At 55.4% G+C, this 15,603-nt stretch carries 14 protein-coding genes, 2 tRNA genes and 3 other RNA genes; 9 read left to right on the forward strand and 10 right to left on the reverse strand.

Annotated elements, in window-relative coordinates; all coding sequences use genetic code 11:
- Window positions 1-33 precede the first annotated feature (33 nt).
- From LGL98_RS09850 to narI, 4 genes are read left to right on the forward strand one after another with little or no spacing between them, the layout of a single operon-like run.
- The gene (locus LGL98_RS09850; RefSeq protein ID WP_136032268.1) at window positions 34-3,777 is read left to right on the forward strand and encodes a nitrate reductase subunit alpha; all 3,744 of its coding nucleotides are present in this window, start codon (window positions 34-36) and stop codon (window positions 3,775-3,777) included.
- Complete coding sequence (narH, locus tag LGL98_RS09855; RefSeq protein WP_136032270.1) at window positions 3,774-5,309, forward strand: nitrate reductase subunit beta; 1,536 nt, start codon at window positions 3,774-3,776, stop codon at window positions 5,307-5,309. The genes LGL98_RS09850 and narH overlap by 4 nt, the downstream gene beginning before the upstream one ends.
- A complete protein-coding gene (gene narJ, locus LGL98_RS09860) occupies window positions 5,306-6,016 on the forward strand; it encodes a nitrate reductase molybdenum cofactor assembly chaperone (RefSeq protein ID WP_136032272.1) in 711 nt (236 codons plus the stop codon). Before narH ends, narJ begins: the two co-directional genes overlap by 4 nt.
- On the forward strand, window positions 6,016-6,693 hold the full coding sequence (gene narI / locus LGL98_RS09865; protein ID WP_002910189.1) for a respiratory nitrate reductase subunit gamma: 678 nt from the start codon (window positions 6,016-6,018) through the stop codon (window positions 6,691-6,693). The genes narJ and narI overlap by 1 nt, the downstream gene beginning before the upstream one ends.
- Here the strand turns inward: narI and LGL98_RS09870 are convergent.
- Entirely contained in the window at window positions 6,690-7,586 is an 897-nt protein-coding gene (locus LGL98_RS09870; protein WP_136032274.1) for a DMT family transporter, read from the reverse strand. The two genes, narI and LGL98_RS09870, sit on opposite strands and share 4 nt — an antisense overlap.
- Before the next feature lie 107 nt (window positions 7,587-7,693).
- Here LGL98_RS09870 and LGL98_RS09875 point away from each other — a divergent pair, with 107 nt between their 5' ends.
- Window positions 7,694-8,137: an Lrp/AsnC family transcriptional regulator gene (locus LGL98_RS09875; protein WP_025712011.1), complete on the forward strand. Its 444-nt coding sequence runs from the start codon at window positions 7,694-7,696 to the stop codon at window positions 8,135-8,137.
- A gap of 184 nt (window positions 8,138-8,321) precedes the next feature.
- On the opposite strand, the gene LGL98_RS09880 is transcribed toward LGL98_RS09875, so the two are convergent.
- The 7 genes from LGL98_RS09880 to LGL98_RS09910 form a co-directional block, all read right to left on the reverse strand.
- Window positions 8,322-8,454: non-coding RNA, RtT sRNA (locus tag LGL98_RS09880), on the reverse strand.
- Between the two features lie 43 nt (window positions 8,455-8,497).
- Window positions 8,498-8,630: non-coding RNA, RtT sRNA (locus tag LGL98_RS09885), on the reverse strand.
- A gap of 43 nt (window positions 8,631-8,673) precedes the next feature.
- A tRNA-Tyr gene (locus tag LGL98_RS09890) sits at window positions 8,674-8,758 on the reverse strand.
- A 39-nt stretch (window positions 8,759-8,797) separates the two neighbouring features.
- Window positions 8,798-8,930: non-coding RNA, RtT sRNA (locus LGL98_RS09895), on the reverse strand.
- Window positions 8,931-8,973: 43 nt separating this feature from the next.
- A tRNA-Tyr gene (locus LGL98_RS09900) sits at window positions 8,974-9,058 on the reverse strand.
- A 159-nt stretch (window positions 9,059-9,217) separates the two neighbouring features.
- The gene (purU, locus tag LGL98_RS09905; RefSeq protein ID WP_136032276.1) at window positions 9,218-10,060 is read right to left on the reverse strand and encodes a formyltetrahydrofolate deformylase; all 843 of its coding nucleotides are present in this window, start codon (window positions 10,058-10,060) and stop codon (window positions 9,218-9,220) included.
- A gap of 42 nt (window positions 10,061-10,102) precedes the next feature.
- Window positions 10,103-10,561: a YchJ family protein gene (locus LGL98_RS09910; protein WP_136032278.1), complete on the reverse strand. Its 459-nt coding sequence runs from the start codon at window positions 10,559-10,561 to the stop codon at window positions 10,103-10,105.
- A 112-nt stretch (window positions 10,562-10,673) separates the two neighbouring features.
- On the opposite strand from LGL98_RS09910, the gene rssA reads away from it, so the two are divergent.
- The 3 genes from rssA (at window position 10,674) to galU (ending at window position 13,779) form a co-directional block, all read left to right on the forward strand.
- Entirely contained in the window at window positions 10,674-11,576 is a 903-nt protein-coding gene (gene rssA, locus LGL98_RS09915) for a patatin-like phospholipase RssA (RefSeq protein ID WP_136032280.1), read from the forward strand.
- 89 nt (window positions 11,577-11,665) lie between these two features.
- Window positions 11,666-12,679, forward strand: a complete 1,014-nt coding sequence (rssB, locus tag LGL98_RS09920; RefSeq protein ID WP_136032282.1) for a two-component system response regulator RssB — start codon at window positions 11,666-11,668, stop codon at window positions 12,677-12,679.
- A 197-nt stretch (window positions 12,680-12,876) separates the two neighbouring features.
- Window positions 12,877-13,779 (forward strand): UTP--glucose-1-phosphate uridylyltransferase GalU, encoded by a 903-nt coding sequence (gene galU / locus LGL98_RS09925; RefSeq protein WP_002910105.1) that lies wholly within the window; start codon window positions 12,877-12,879, stop codon window positions 13,777-13,779.
- 122 nt (window positions 13,780-13,901) lie between these two features.
- Here galU and hns read toward each other — a convergent pair whose 3' ends face one another.
- Together hns and LGL98_RS09935 are read right to left on the reverse strand one after the other, a co-directional pair.
- Window positions 13,902-14,309, reverse strand: a complete 408-nt coding sequence (hns, locus tag LGL98_RS09930; protein WP_002910103.1) for a histone-like nucleoid-structuring protein H-NS — start codon at window positions 14,307-14,309, stop codon at window positions 13,902-13,904.
- 421 nt (window positions 14,310-14,730) lie between these two features.
- Window positions 14,731-14,862, reverse strand: coding sequence for a hypothetical protein (locus LGL98_RS09935; RefSeq protein WP_168435321.1), 132 nt, complete (start codon window positions 14,860-14,862; stop codon window positions 14,731-14,733).
- 7 nt (window positions 14,863-14,869) lie between these two features.
- Here LGL98_RS09935 and tdk point away from each other — a divergent pair, with 7 nt between their 5' ends.
- The gene (gene tdk / locus LGL98_RS09940; protein WP_136032285.1) at window positions 14,870-15,487 is read left to right on the forward strand and encodes a thymidine kinase; all 618 of its coding nucleotides are present in this window, start codon (window positions 14,870-14,872) and stop codon (window positions 15,485-15,487) included.
- Window positions 15,488-15,603 lie beyond the last annotated feature (116 nt).

The following is a 15,603-nucleotide window of genomic DNA, read 5'->3' on the forward strand; positions in this document are numbered from 1 at the left end:
AGAGCCGTCAGGCTCCATATCAGGAGAAACCCGATGAGTAAATTCCTGGACCGGTTTCGCTACTTCAAACAGAAGGGTGAAACCTTTGCCGATGGGCACGGCCAGCTTCTTAACACCAACCGGGACTGGGAGGATGGATACCGTCAACGTTGGCAGCATGACAAAATTGTGCGTTCCACTCACGGTGTCAACTGCACCGGATCATGCAGCTGGAAGATTTATGTCAAAAACGGTCTGGTGACCTGGGAAACGCAGCAGACTGACTACCCGCGCACTCGCCCGGATCTGCCGAACCACGAACCTCGCGGTTGCCCGCGCGGCGCCAGCTACTCCTGGTATCTGTACAGCGCTAACCGCCTGAAATATCCGCTGATGCGTAAACGTCTGATGAAGATGTGGCGAGAAGCGAAAGTTCAGCATAGCGATCCGGTTGAGGCATGGGCGTCGATTATCGAAGATGCCGACAAAGCCAAAAGCTTCAAACAGGCTCGCGGTCGCGGCGGTTTTGTACGTTCCTCCTGGCAGGAAGTGAATGAGCTGATTGCTGCCTCCAACGTCTATACCGTCAAAACCTACGGTCCGGACCGCGTGGCCGGTTTCTCGCCGATCCCGGCGATGTCGATGGTCTCCTACGCCTCCGGCGCCCGTTATCTGTCACTGATCGGCGGCACCTGTCTGAGCTTCTACGACTGGTACTGCGACCTGCCACCGGCTTCGCCGATGACCTGGGGCGAGCAGACCGATGTGCCGGAATCCGCCGACTGGTACAACTCCAGCTACATTATCGCCTGGGGCTCCAACGTGCCGCAGACCCGCACCCCGGATGCGCACTTCTTTACCGAAGTCCGCTATAAAGGGACCAAAACCGTAGCCATTACCCCGGACTATGCCGAAATCGCCAAGCTGTGCGATCTGTGGCTGGCGCCGAAGCAGGGTACCGATGCCGCGATGGCGCTGGCGATGGGCCATGTGATGCTGCGCGAGTTCCATCTCGATAAGCCGAGCCAGTACTTCACCGATTATGTGCGCCGCTATACCGACATGCCGATGCTGGTGATGCTCGAGGAGCGCGACGGTTATTACGCCGCCGGCCGCACGCTGCGGGCGTCAGATCTCGTGGATTCCCTTGGTCAGGAAAACAATCCGGAATGGAAAACCGTCGCCTTTGACGAGAAGGGCGGCATGACTGTGCCGAACGGTTCCCTCGGATTCCGCTGGGGCGACAAAGGCAAATGGAACCTCGAACAGCGCGACGGTAAAACTGGCGAAGAGATTGAGCTGCGTCTGAGCCTGCTGGGCAGCCATGATGAAGTGGCGAACGTCGGCTTCCCGTACTTCGGTGGCGAAGGGTCTGAGCACTTTAACAAAGTCGATCTGGAAAACATTCTGCTGCACAAACTGCCGGCCAAACGCCTGCAGCTCGCCGACGGCTCCACCGCCCTGGTCACCACCGTTTACGATCTGACCATGGCTAACTACGGCCTTGAGCGCGGTCTGAACGATGAAAACTGCGCCACCGGCTACGATGACGTGAAAGCCTATACCCCGGCCTGGGCGGAGCAGATCACCGGTGTCTCCCGCGCGCACATTATCCGTACTGCCCGCGAATTTGCCGATAACGCCGATAAAACCCACGGTCGCTCGATGATTATCGTCGGCGCGGGCCTCAACCACTGGTTCCACCTCGACATGAACTACCGCGGCCTGATCAACATGCTGATCTTCTGCGGCTGCGTCGGGCAGAGCGGCGGCGGCTGGGCGCACTACGTTGGTCAGGAAAAACTGCGTCCGCAGACCGGCTGGCAGCCGCTGGCGTTCGCCCTTGACTGGCAGCGTCCGGCGCGTCACATGAACAGTACCTCGTACTTCTATAACCACTCCAGCCAGTGGCGCTATGAAACCGTGACCGCCCAGGAACTGCTGTCGCCGATGGCGGATAAATCCCGTTACAGCGGACATCTGATCGACTTCAACGTGCGCGCTGAGCGTATGGGCTGGCTACCGTCGGCGCCGCAGTTGGGCGTCAACCCGCTGCGTATCGCCGACGAGGCGAAAAAAGCCGGCATGACCCCGGTGGATTACACCGTGAAATCGCTGAAAGAGGGCTCGATTCGCTTTGCGGCCGAGCAACCGGAAAACGGCAAAAACCACCCGCGTAACCTGTTTATCTGGCGTTCCAACCTGCTGGGCTCCTCCGGTAAAGGTCATGAATACATGCTCAAGTACCTGCTGGGTACCGAGAACGGCATTCAGGGCAAAGACCTTGGCAAGCAGGGCGGCGTGAAACCGGAAGAAGTCGAATGGCGGGATAACGGCCTCGACGGCAAACTGGATCTGGTGGTGACCCTCGACTTCCGTCTGTCGAGCACCTGTCTGTACTCCGACATCGTGCTGCCGACCGCCACCTGGTACGAAAAAGACGACATGAATACTTCGGATATGCATCCGTTTATTCACCCGCTGTCGGCCGCCGTTGACCCGGCCTGGGAATCAAAGAGCGACTGGGATATCTATAAAGGTATCGCGAAGAAATTCTCTGAAGTGTGCGTAGGCCATCTCGGGAAAGAAACCGACGTGGTGACCCTGCCGATCCAGCACGACTCCGCCGCAGAAATGGCGCAGCCGCTGGATGTCAAAGACTGGAAAAAAGGCGAATGCGACCTCATCCCGGGGAAAACCGCGCCGCATATTATTCCGGTTGAGCGTGATTATCCGGCGACCTACGAGCGCTTCACCTCGATCGGCCCGCTGCTGGAAACCATCGGCAACGGCGGGAAAGGCATCGCCTGGAACACCCAGAGCGAAATGGACCTGCTACGTAAGCTCAACTACACCAAGGCGGAAGGCCCGGCGAAAGGCCAGCCGAAGCTGGAAACGGCCATCGACGCCGCGGAGATGATCCTCACCCTGGCCCCGGAAACTAACGGTCAGGTAGCCGTGAAGGCGTGGAAAGCGCTGAGCGAGATCACCGGTCGCGAGCACACGCACCTGGCGCTGAATAAAGAAGACGAGAAGATCCGCTTTCGCGACATTCAGGCGCAGCCGCGGAAGATTATCTCCAGCCCGACCTGGTCTGGCCTGGAAGATGAGCATGTCTCCTATAACGCCGGTTACACCAACGTTCACGAGCTGATCCCGTGGCGTACGCTGTCCGGACGTCAGTCGCTGTATCAGGATCACCAGTGGATGCGCGACTTCGGCGAAAGCCTGCTGGTCTATCGTCCGCCGATTGACACCCGTTCGGTGAAAGCGATGATGGGCGAGAAGTCCAACGGCAACCCGGAGAAGGTGCTGAACTTCCTGACCCCGCACCAGAAATGGGGTATCCACTCGACCTATAGCGATAACCTGCTGATGCTAACCCTGTCGCGGGGCGGGCCGATCGTCTGGATGAGCGAAGCGGATGCGAAAGATCTGGGTATCGAAGATAACGACTGGATTGAAGTGTTTAACGCCAACGGCGCCCTGACGGCGCGCGCGGTGGTGAGTCAGCGCGTTCCAGCCGGGATGACCATGATGTATCACGCGCAGGAACGCATCGTGAACCTGCCGGGCTCTGAGATCACCGGTCAGCGCGGGGGGATCCATAACTCCGTCACCCGTATTACGCCGAAACCGACCCACATGATCGGCGGCTACGGCCACCTGGCCTATGGCTTTAACTACTACGGCACCGTCGGCTCCAACCGCGATGAGTTTGTGGTGGTACGTAAGATGAAGAACATTAACTGGTTAGACGGCGAAGGCAACGACCAGGTACAGGAGAGCGTAAAATGAAAATTCGTTCACAAGTCGGCATGGTGCTGAATCTCGATAAGTGCATCGGCTGCCACACCTGCTCGGTGACCTGTAAAAACGTCTGGACCAGCCGGGAAGGGATGGAATACGCCTGGTTCAACAACGTGGAAAGTAAGCCGGGCGTCGGTTTCCCGAACGACTGGGAAAACCAGGAAAAATGGAAGGGCGGCTGGATCCGCAAAATCAACGGTAAACTGCAGCCGCGCATGGGCAACCGCGCGATGCTGCTGGGTAAAATCTTCGCCAACCCGCATCTGCCGGGCATCGATGATTATTATGAGCCGTTTGATTATGACTACCAGAATCTGCACAACGCGCCGGAAAGTCAGCATCAGCCGATCGCCCGTCCGCGCTCGCTGATCACCGGCCAGCGGATGGACAAAATTACCAGCGGTCCGAACTGGGAAGAGATCCTCGGCGGCGAGTTCGAAAAACGCGCCAAAGATCAGAACTTCGACAACATGCAGAAGGCGATGTACGGCCAGTTCGAAAACACCTTCATGATGTATCTGCCGCGCCTGTGCGAGCACTGCCTGAACCCGGCCTGTGTCGCGACCTGCCCGAGCGGCGCCATCTATAAGCGTGAAGAAGATGGCATCGTACTGATCGACCAGGACAAGTGCCGCGGCTGGCGGATGTGTATCACCGGCTGTCCTTACAAGAAGATCTATTTCAACTGGAAGAGCGGGAAATCCGAGAAATGCATCTTCTGCTACCCGCGTATTGAATCCGGGATGCCGACGGTGTGCTCCGAAACTTGCGTGGGCCGTATCCGCTATCTCGGCGTCCTGCTGTACGACGCGGACGCGATTGAAAACGCCGCCAGCACCGAGAACGAGAAAGATCTGTATCAGCGCCAGCTGGACGTGTTCCTCGATCCTAACGATCCAAAAGTGATCGAGCAGGCGTTGAAAGATGGCGTACCGCAGGGCGTTATTGAGGCCGCGCAGCAGTCGCCGGTTTACAAAATGGCGATGGACTGGAAGCTGGCCCTGCCGCTGCACCCGGAATATCGCACCTTACCAATGGTCTGGTACGTGCCACCGCTGTCGCCGATTCAGTCCGCCGCCGATGCGGGCGAACTGGGTAGCAACGGGATCCTGCCGGACGTGGAAAGCCTGCGTATTCCGGTGCAATATCTGGCGAACCTGCTGACCGCCGGCGATACCCAGCCGGTCCTGCTGGCCCTGAAACGCATGCTGGCGATGCGCCACTATAAGCGGGCGGAAACCGTTGACGGCGTCGTCGATACCCGCGCGCTGGAAGAGGTGGGGCTGAGCGAAGCGCAGGCCCAGGAAATGTATCGCTATCTGGCGATTGCCAACTACGAAGATCGTTTCGTGGTGCCGAGCAGCCATCGTGAACAGGCGCGAGAAGCGTTTCCGGAGAAAAACGGCTGCGGCTTTAGCTTTGGCGATGGCTGCCACGGCTCTGACAGTCAGTTCAACCTGTTCAACAGCCGTCGCATCGACGCCATCGACGTTACCAGCAAAACGGAGCCGCACGCATGATTGAACTCGTGATTGTATCGCGTCTGCTCGAATATCCTGACGCTGCCTTATGGCAGCATCAGCAGGAGATGTTCGAGGCGCTCGCGTCATCAGAGAAACTCAGCAAAGAGGATGCCCACACGCTGGGCGTTTTCCTGCGCGATCTGCTGGCTCAGGATCCGCTGGACGCCCAGGCGGCCTATAGCGAACTGTTTGACCGCGGCCGGGCCACCTCGCTGCTGCTGTTTGAACATGTCCACGGCGAATCCCGCGATCGCGGGCAGGCGATGGTGGATCTGATGGCGCAGTACGAGCGCCACGGTCTGCTGCTGGATAGCCATGAGCTGCCGGATCATCTGCCGCTATATCTGGAGTATCTGGCGCAGCTGCCGGAAGAGGAAGCCCTTGGCGGCCTGCGGGACGTCGCGCCGATCCTCGGCCTGCTCAGCGCGCGCCTGCAGCAGCGCGAAAGTCGCTATGCGGTGCTGTTCGAGCTGTTGCTGAAGCTGGCCAATACTCAGGTCGACAGCCAGAAGGTGGCGGAAAAGATTGCCGACGAAGCGCGCGACGATACGCCGCAGGCGCTGGACGCTGTCTGGGAAGAAGAACAGGTCAAATTCTTTGCCGACCAGGGCTGCGGCGAGTCGGAGATTTCCGCTCACCAGCGTCGTTTTGCCGGAGCCGTGGCCCCGCAATATCTGAATATCTCTAACGGAGGACAGCAATAATGCACTTCCTGAATATGTTCTTCTTTGACATTTATCCGTACATTGCGGGCTCGGTGTTCCTGATTGGCAGCTGGTTGCGCTATGACTATGGCCAGTATACCTGGCGCGCCGCCTCCAGCCAGATGCTGGACCGTAAGGGGATGAACCTGGCGTCGAACCTGTTCCATATCGGCATCCTGGGTATTTTCGCCGGTCACTTCCTCGGCATGTTGACCCCGCACTGGATGTATGAGTCCTTCCTGCCGATCGACGTCAAGCAGAAGATGGCGATGATCGCCGGCGGCGCCTGCGGCGTGATGACTCTGGTGGGCGGTTTACTGCTGCTCAAGCGTCGTCTGCTCAGCCCGCGCGTTCGCGCCACCACCACCGGCGCGGATATTCTGATCCTCTCGTTGCTAATGGTGCAGTGTGCGCTTGGCCTGCTGACGATCCCGTTCTCCGCCCAGCATATGGACGGCAGTGAAATGATGAAGCTGGTCGGCTGGGCGCAGTCGGTGGTGACGTTCCACGGCGGGGCGTCACAGCATCTTGATGGCGTGGCGTTTATTTTCCGCGTTCACCTGGTGCTGGGGATGACCCTGTTCCTGCTGTTCCCGTTCTCCCGTCTGGTTCATATCTGGAGCGCGCCGGTCGAATACCTGACGCGCAAATACCAGATTGTCCGCGCCCGTCGCTAACTGGCCCGCGACTGCTCACTGACCCCGCCGCGGCGGGGTTTTTTTTCGCCCCAGCCGAGGTTATTCCCTGCGGCGGCAAACAGAATCAGCATCCCGCCGATTAATTGCACCGGGGTTAAAGCGTGGTTGAAGACCAGATAGTCGACCACCATCGCCACCAGCGGATAAATAAAGGAGAGCGAACCGGTAATGGGCGTCGGCAGGTTCTGTATCGCGCTATATAAAAGCTGATACATGATCCCGGTATGGACGACGCCGAGGATCAGCAGATAGCGCCAGGGGAAGCTGGCCGTCAATTCGGGGGCATGCACCAGCGGCAGCAGCATCACCACGCCAACGAGAACCTGAATGAAGGCGATATGCTGCGCGGGGAGCGGATGCAGTTTGCGCGCGATGATGGCGGTCAGGGCATAGAAAAATGCCGCACCCAGCGCCAGCAACACGCCGGTAGTGAGCCCCTCTCCGTGTGCAGGCGTTAGTTGGCTCGACAGCAGGATCACCACGCCGCCAAAGGCCAGCAGTAGCCATCCCCATTTTACGGCGCTGACCCGTTCCCCCAGCACCATCCCCATCAGTACCAGCATAAACGGCTGGGTGTTATAGACCACGGTGGCCATGCCGATGGAGATCCGTGAATAGGCGGCAAACAGCAGCAGCCAGTTGACGACCAGCGCCGCGCCGCCAATCACCGCCAGAGCGAGAGAGAAACGCGTTAGCCGGCTGAAGGGCTGGCGGCTTAACACGATAAACACCAGCAAGGTTAGCGCGCCAATCAGGCAGCGCCAGAACACGACATCAATCACCGGCAAACCCGAGAGCAGCACGAACGCGCCGATCGAGCCGGAGATTATCATTGCCAGGCTCATTTGCCAGACGCCGCGGGTAAGTTGCATTTTTCACCTCCATAATTTTTTAGTTATTGTGCGAAAAACCCTGACAGCGTGATATGGCTGAATTAAGGTGGAAAGGGTGAAATGCCTTTTATAATTAGGTGAAATACATGAATGACATTCTTGATGAAATAGACCGGGCGATCCTCACTTGCCTGACCCAGGATGCCAGAGTTTCGCTGAAGGTCTTGAGCGCGCGAGTAGGGTTAACCTCGCCGAGCACGGCCGAGCGGGTGAAACGCCTGGAGGAGCGGGGCGTTATTCAGGGGTATGGGGCGCGGGTCAATCTCGCCGCGCTGGGATACAGCCTGCAGGCGCTGGTGCGTGTCCGGCCGTTGCCTGGACTGCTGCAGAAGGTGGATAAATATATCCAGGCGATGCCGGAATGCATTGAAAGTGACAAGGTGACCGGGGAAGATTGTTTCGTGATGCGCCTTGTGGTGCGCGATATTGCCCAGCTGGATACCCTGCTGGACGGTCTGGCGGAGTACGCGCAGTGTAACACCTCGGTGGTGAAAAGCTCGCCGGTAAAAAGGCGGTTGCCGCCGCTGTGACTTTCCCGGAGGCGGTGCTGCGCACCTGTCCGGGCTACCGATCTGAACAGCCTGTAGCCTCGCTAAGCGAAGCGCGAGCGAGGAGACAGCGGAACAGGTGGCTGAAGAGAGTGCAGGAATGTGTAGCCTCGCTAAGCGAAGCGCGAGCGAGGAGATAGCAGGACCGGTGGCTGAGAGAGTGCAACAGTGGTGGGGGAAGGATAACTCGTCGCTATCGCTCCTCGCCCTTCGGGCCGTTGCCTGCGGCAACGTTCTCTCGCTGGCGCTCGAGTCGAACCTTGGTCAAAGCTTCTCATCCTTCCCCATTGGGCAGAGTATAGAATATCGCAGGTTGATTAAGCTGGGCATGACAGGGGGAGATGGTGGTGGGGGAAGGATAACTCGGCGCTAAAGCGCCTCGCCCTTCGGGCCGTTGCCTGCGGCAACGTTCTCTCGCTGGCGCTCGAGTCGAACCTTAGTCGAAGCTTCTCATCCTTCCCCATTGGGCAGAATATAAAATATCGCAGGTTGATTAAGCTGGGCATGACAGGGGGAGATGGTGGTGGGGGAAGGATTCGAACCTTCGAAGTCGATGACGGCAGATTTACAGTCTGCTCCCTTTGGCCGCTCGGGAACCCCACCAGGGGTAAAATCACATTGTAGGCTATTCAGCAAAATGAATGGTGGTGGGGGAAGGATAACTCGTCGCTATCGCTCCTCGCCCTTCGGGCCGTTGCCTGTGGTAACGTTCTCTCGCTGGCGCTCGAGTCGAACCTTAGTCGAAGGTTCTTACCCTTCCCGCTAAGTGCAAACATTGTTTACGCTTGTCGGGGAAACCATATCACTGTAGTGAATAATGGTGGTGGGGGAAGGATTCGAACCTTCGAAGTCGATGACGGCAGATTTACAGTCTGCTCCCTTTGGCCGCTCGGGAACCCCACCACGGGGTAATGCTTAGTACTGGCCTGCTTCCTTCTCGGGAAGCGGGGCGCATCATACCAAATGATGCGCCCCTGTAAAGCATTCGTTTGACAAAAATAAACTGGTTGCCTGATTTTTACGCGTAACGCCGTAAAGCTAACCAATTCATTTCTCAGTCGATTAAAGAATAATCGTCCGGTTACCGTAAACGAAGACGCGCTGCGCCAGTACCTGATACAACGCCCGGCTCAAGACGTTTTTTTCGACATCGCGCCCAGCGCGCATCATATCTTCTGCAGTATAAGTATGATCGACGTGAATCACGTCCTGCATGATGATCGGGCCCTCGTCCAGATTATCATTCACATAGTGGGCAGTGGCGCCGATGATCTTCACGCCACGCTCGTAGGCCTGATGATAAGGACGAGCGCCGATAAACGCCGGCAAAAACGAATGGTGAATATTGATGATTTTATTCGGGAAGCGGGCGACAAACTCCGGAGTGAGAACGCGCATATATTTGGCCAGTACCACGTAATCCGGCTCATGCGCCGCAATGGCATCCCCCATCTGTTTGTCGTGTTCTTCGCGGCTCAGGCCTTCATGGCTGACCAGCTCGAACGGAATACCAAAACGCTCCACCAGCGGGCGCAGGGTGTCATGGTTGCCGATAACCGCGGCAATGTCGACGTCCAGTCCGCCATAGTTGGCTTTCATCAGCAGATCGCCAAGGCAGTGCGCTTCTTTAGTAACCAGAATCACCACCCGGCGGCGGCCAGCCGGATTCAGTTCGCGGATGGAGCCTTCAGGCAGGGCGCTGTCGAGATCGGCCAGCAGAGTAGCGTCGTTAAAAATGCCTTCCAGTTCGGTGCGCATAAAGAAACGACCGGTACGGTGGTCAACAAACTCATTGTTCTGCACAATGTTAAGTTCATGCTTGTAGCAGATATTGGTGATACGCGCGATGAGGCCTTTCTGATCAGGGCAAATAGTGCGTAGTACTTTACGTTGTAATGAATGCATCGCGAGGAAAATCCTGTAATGTTTGCAAGCGCTACGGCAGCGTTACTGGCCGCAGCATTTTTTAAATTTTTTACCTGAACCGCAAGGGCAGGGGTCGTTACGGCCAATCAGCGGTCGTGTCCCGTCGATATAGTACCACTGTCCATTTTCTTTTAAGAATCTGGAACGTTCAATAATGGCGCCAGGGCGGTTATTGTCATTAAAGCGGGCGACAAAGCTGACAAAGCCTTCATTTGGGGCACGTCCTTCATCACTGGCGAACAGGGTTAAGCCCAGCCACTCGGTTTGGCTAAACCCTTTCTCCAGGTCGGCGCGAAACTGCTGCGCCTGACAGGATGGATGCCAGGTTTTGATCAGATAGTCGGCATCTTTCATGACGAACGCGCTGTAACGAGAGCGCATAAGCTGTGACGGGCCAGGCGCAAGCTCGGCGCCGGACAGATATCGCTGGCAACATGAGCTATACTCCAGTGCGCTGCCACAGGGGCACAATTGCGACAAAATTGCCTCCATGGAAGAAAGAGTAACGGCGCGTTTACGCCAAAGGGCTTTATGTTAACTGAGCCGTGACAATGTTGCCACGCTCAGAGTGGAAGGATAGTTATCAGTACTCATGAGAAAGCTTAAAATTGGTCTGGCGTTAGGGGCGGGGGCCGCGCGCGGGTGGTCGCACATTGGCGTCATCAACGCCCTCCAGCGGGCCGGTATTGAAATTGATATCGTGGCCGGCTGCTCTATCGGTTCTCTGGTAGGAGCCGCTTACGCCTGTAACCGACTCCCGGCGCTCGAATCATGGGTCTGCTCTTTCAGCAGCTGGGATGTCCTAAAGCTGATGGACCTTTCCTGGCGCCGTGGTGGACTGTTGCGAGGGGAAAAGGTGTTCAATCACTACCGCCGCATCATGCCCATGACCGATATTGCGGACTGCGACCGGCCTTTTGCCGCGGTCGCCACCAATTTAAGCACCGGCCGGGAGCTGTGGTTTACCGAAGGCGACCTGCATTTAGCAATTCGTGCTTCCTGCAGTATGCCAGGACTGATGGCGCCGGTCAGGCATAATGGCTACTGGCTGGTGGATGGCGCAGTGGTCAATCCGGTACCGGTGTCGCTGACGCGTGCGATGGGGGCTGATATTGTGATTGCTGTCGACCTGCAGCATGATGCCCATCTCATGCAGCAAGATTTATTCTCCCTCGACACGCCGCGGCGGGACGCAGAAGAGAAGGAAGGACCATGGCATGCTCGCCTGCGCGCGCGGTTGACGCAAATGAGCGCCCGGCGTGCAGCGGTCACGCCGACGGCGATGGAGATTATGACCACGTCTATCCAGGTTCTGGAGAACCGTCTTAAACGCAATCGTATGGCGGGTGACCCACCGGATATCCTGCTGCAACCTTTTTGTCCGCAAGTGTCGACGCTGGATTTCCATCGCGCCGGCGAGGCGATTGCCGCAGGGAAGCTGGCGGTAGAAAAGAAAATGGATGAATTATTACCCTTAGTGCGTACAGTGATTTGACGTACGAGTACCTGACTTAAGCAAATTCTGACAGGCGATAGTGTGAATAGCGTGCCACTATTGAATTATCGTCAGCCAGGGGAGATATCATGACGCAGCCATTGGCGGGAAAACAGATTCTGATAGTTGAAGACGAACCCGTTTTCCGCTCACTCTTGCATGGATGGCTGGCCTCGCTGGGTGCCACAACCTGGCTGGCGGAAGATGGCATGGATGCCCTGCATAAAATGACAGAGGTGCATCCGGATCTGATGATTTGCGACATCTCTATGCCGAGAATGAATGGTCTGGAACTGGTGGAGACGCTGCGAAACCGCGGCGAGCAGTTGCCGATCCTGATGATTTCGGCGACTGAAAACATGGCGGATATAGCCAAAGCGTTGCGGCTTGGCGTCCAGGACGTGCTGTTAAAGCCCGTCAAAGATTTCGATCGCTTGCGCGAGACCGTCTATGCCTGCCTTTATCCCGCGATGTTCAGTTCACGGGTGGAAGAGGAAGAACGCCTGTTTGAGGACTGGGATGCACTGGTCAGTAATCCCATCGCCGCATCAAGATTACTGCAGGAACTCCAGCCGCCGGTGCAGCAGGAAATGTCGCACTGTCGGATCCATTATCGCCAACTGGTGTCGGCAGATAAACCTGGGTTGGTGCTTGATATTGCGCCGCTCTCAGAAAATGATTTGGCGTTCTATTGTCTGGATGTCACCCGAGCAGGGGATAATGGTGTGCTAGCTGCATTATTACTGCGCGCGTTGTTCAATGGTCTGCTGCAGGAACAACTGGCGCATCAGGGACAACGTTTACCTGAAATGGGGAGTCTGTTAAAGCAGGTCAATCAGTTACTGCGTCAGGCTAACCTTCCTGGGCAGTTCCCTTTACTGGTGGGTTATTACCACAGCGGGTTGAAAAATTTAATTCTGGTATCCGCTGGTCTCAATGGCACACTGAATACGGGTGAGCATCAAATACAGATAAGTAATGGCGTTCCTTTAGGGACGTTGGGGGATGCTTACCTTAACCAAATTAGCCAGCGTTGTACGTCGTGGCAGTGCCAAATTTGGGGGGCGGGCGGTCGTTTACGCTTAATGTTGTCTGCGGAATGAGCAATTAACGTTATATCTCAGCAGACGGGATTACCCGTAGCCCATTACCGGTGGTACCATCGAGCAGATTTATGCGTAAAAGTCCTAATTCGAGGCTATCGGAAGCTTTTCAGACCCGTGAATACGCGGTTGACTGATATACTCGACACGTTATTTGTAACGAGAAGTTTAAAAAACAAACAGTCCAGGAGATTTCAATGGCTGCCCTTAATTCTAAAGTCAGAAAAGCGGTTATCCCGGTTGCGGGATTAGGCACCAGGATGCTGCCTGCCACCAAAGCGATCCCAAAAGAAATGCTGCCGCTGGTAGATAAGCCGTTAATTCAGTACGTTGTTAATGAATGTATCGCTGCAGGAATTACTGAAATTGTTCTGGTAACACACTCGTCAAAAAACTCTATCGAAAACCATTTCGATACCAGTTTTGAGCTGGAAGCGATGCTGGAAAAACGTGTAAAACGTCAGCTGCTGGAAGAAGTACAGTCTATTTGTCCGCCGCACGTCACCATTATGCAAGTTCGTCAGGGCCTGGCGAAAGGCCTTGGTCACGCGGTGCTGTGCGCCCATCCGGTGGTAGGTGATGAGCCGGTCGCAGTTATTCTGCCAGACGTTATCCTGGATGAATATGAATCGGATCTGAGCCGCGATAACCTTGCCGAGATGATCTCTCGCTTCGATGAAACCGGCGCCAGCCAGATTATGGTTGAGCCTGTTGAAGATGTGACTGCGTATGGCGTGGTTGACTGCAAAGGCGAATCCCTGAAGCCGGGTGAAAGCGTACCGATGGTGGGCGTGGTCGAGAAGCCGAAAGCTGACGTTGCGCCGTCTAATCTGGCTGTAGTTGGACGCTATGTCCTCAGCGCAGATATCTGGCCACTGCTGGCGAAAACCCCTCCAGGCGCCGGGGATGAAATTCAGCTGACTGACGCGATTGATATGTTGATCGAGAAAGAGACAGTTGAAGCTTACCATATGAAAGGCAAGAGCCATGACTGCGGCAATAAGCTTGGCTACATGCAGGCGTTTGTCGAATACGGTATTCGCCACAAAACGCTGGGTGACGATTTTAAAGCCTGGCTGGAAACTGCGGTCGCGAAGTAATCCAGCGCGCAGTTGAAAGCACTGAACCGGGAGCGCGACAGCGACTCCCGGTTTTTTTATATCGGAATTAAAAGCAAAAAAAATCCCGCCGCAGCGGGATTTTTATATATCTGCAACGAAGATTAGATCAGGAAATCGTCCAGTGATTTACCCTGTTCGTCCATTGCTTTTTTGATCACTGCCGGAGTACGACCCTGGCCGGTCCAGGTTTTGGTTTCGCCGTTTTCATCGACATAGCTATATTTTGCCGGACGTGCAGCACGTTTGGTTTTGGTACCGGCTTTAACGGCAGCCATGGTGCTCAGCAGTTCATTCGGGTCAATACCGTCAGCAATCAGCATTTCACGGTATTGCTGCAGCTTACGAGTACGTTCTTCAATTTCCGCCGCGGCGGCGTTTTCTTCTTCACGGCGCTCGTTAACGACGACTTCTAATTTTTCCAGCATTTCTTCGAGCGTTTCCAGGGTGCATTCTCTTGCCTGCGCACGAAGAGTACGGATGTTGTTCAAAATTTTAAGTGCTTCGCTCATTGTAGTAATCTCAAACTTATATTGTGGGGTGGTTTGTTGAACTAATAATAGAGCGATAAATTGCGTTGTGCAATAGGGGAGAATGTAAGGAATTCAAAATTACTGGTTATTTGTCGCGGGAATTAATTAATTTAAGTTAAAATTCCCGTGTCGCTTCACATCTTTCCTGCTTATAGCGATGCAAGGAACGCCAGCTAAAACACTGAGGCAGTATGCTTTTTTTGAGGTTTAGGGAGAAAATTTATACTTTGCCTGGGTAAATATGCCCCCTCAGTATTAGCGCATTTTCGGTTACGTCTCTTAATATAAAACAGGCTGCGTCCAGGCTTATAGTCCTTGACCTGCGGGGCTATAAGCACGAAAAGACAATGGTTACCTTGCTGGTAGCGTAGCGGTACGATCAAATAATGGCCCTGCAAATTCAATTAATCTTCATAATCCTTTCACTTTCCAGGCCCTTCAGCACCGCGACAATACCCCTGCTGAAAGGGCGGCTGAAGGCATAAAATATGGTACAATCGTTGCCGCGATAAAACACATTGATTGGGGTCACGCAGCCGATGGCACAACTTTATTTCTACTACTCTGCAATGAATGCAGGTAAGTCGACCGCTCTGTTGCAATCTTCGTACAATTACCAGGAGCGGGGGATGCGTACCATCGTTTATACCGCTGAGATTGACGATCGTTTTGGCGCCGGGAAAGTCAGCTCGCGTATTGGTCTCTCCTCGCCAGCCCGCTTGTATAACCCGCAGACATCCTTATTTAACGATATCGCGGCAGAGCACAAGCTGAAGCCGATTCACTGTGTCCTGGTGGACGAGAGCCAGTTCCTGACACGCGAACAGGTTCATGAGCTGTCTGAAGTTGTCGATATGCTCGATATTCCCGTGCTTTGCTACGGGCTGCGCACAGATTTTCGCGGCGAGCTTTTTACCGGTAGCCAATATTTACTGGCCTGGTCCGATAAACTGGTGGAACTGAAAACCATTTGTTTCTGCGGCCGCAAGGCCAGCATGGTGTTGCGTCTTGATCAGGAAGGTCGTCCTTATAATGAAGGCGAGCAGGTGGTCATCGGCGGCAATGAGCGGTACGTCTCAGTTTGCCGTAAGCATTATAAAGAGGCGCTGAGCGTCGGGTCGTTAACTCAGGTACAAAACCAGCATCGCCCCTGCTAAGACGCTTAAAAGCTTATACAGGCGCCTGTGGGCGCCTTTTTTATTGCCTGCGATAGCTGTGCTGAAACAGGCGCTGGGGGCCGGCATAAAAAAAGCCCCATCCGAAGATGAGGCTT

This window comes from Klebsiella africana (genome assembly GCF_020526085.1).
GTDB lineage: Bacteria > Pseudomonadota > Gammaproteobacteria > Enterobacterales > Enterobacteriaceae > Klebsiella > Klebsiella africana.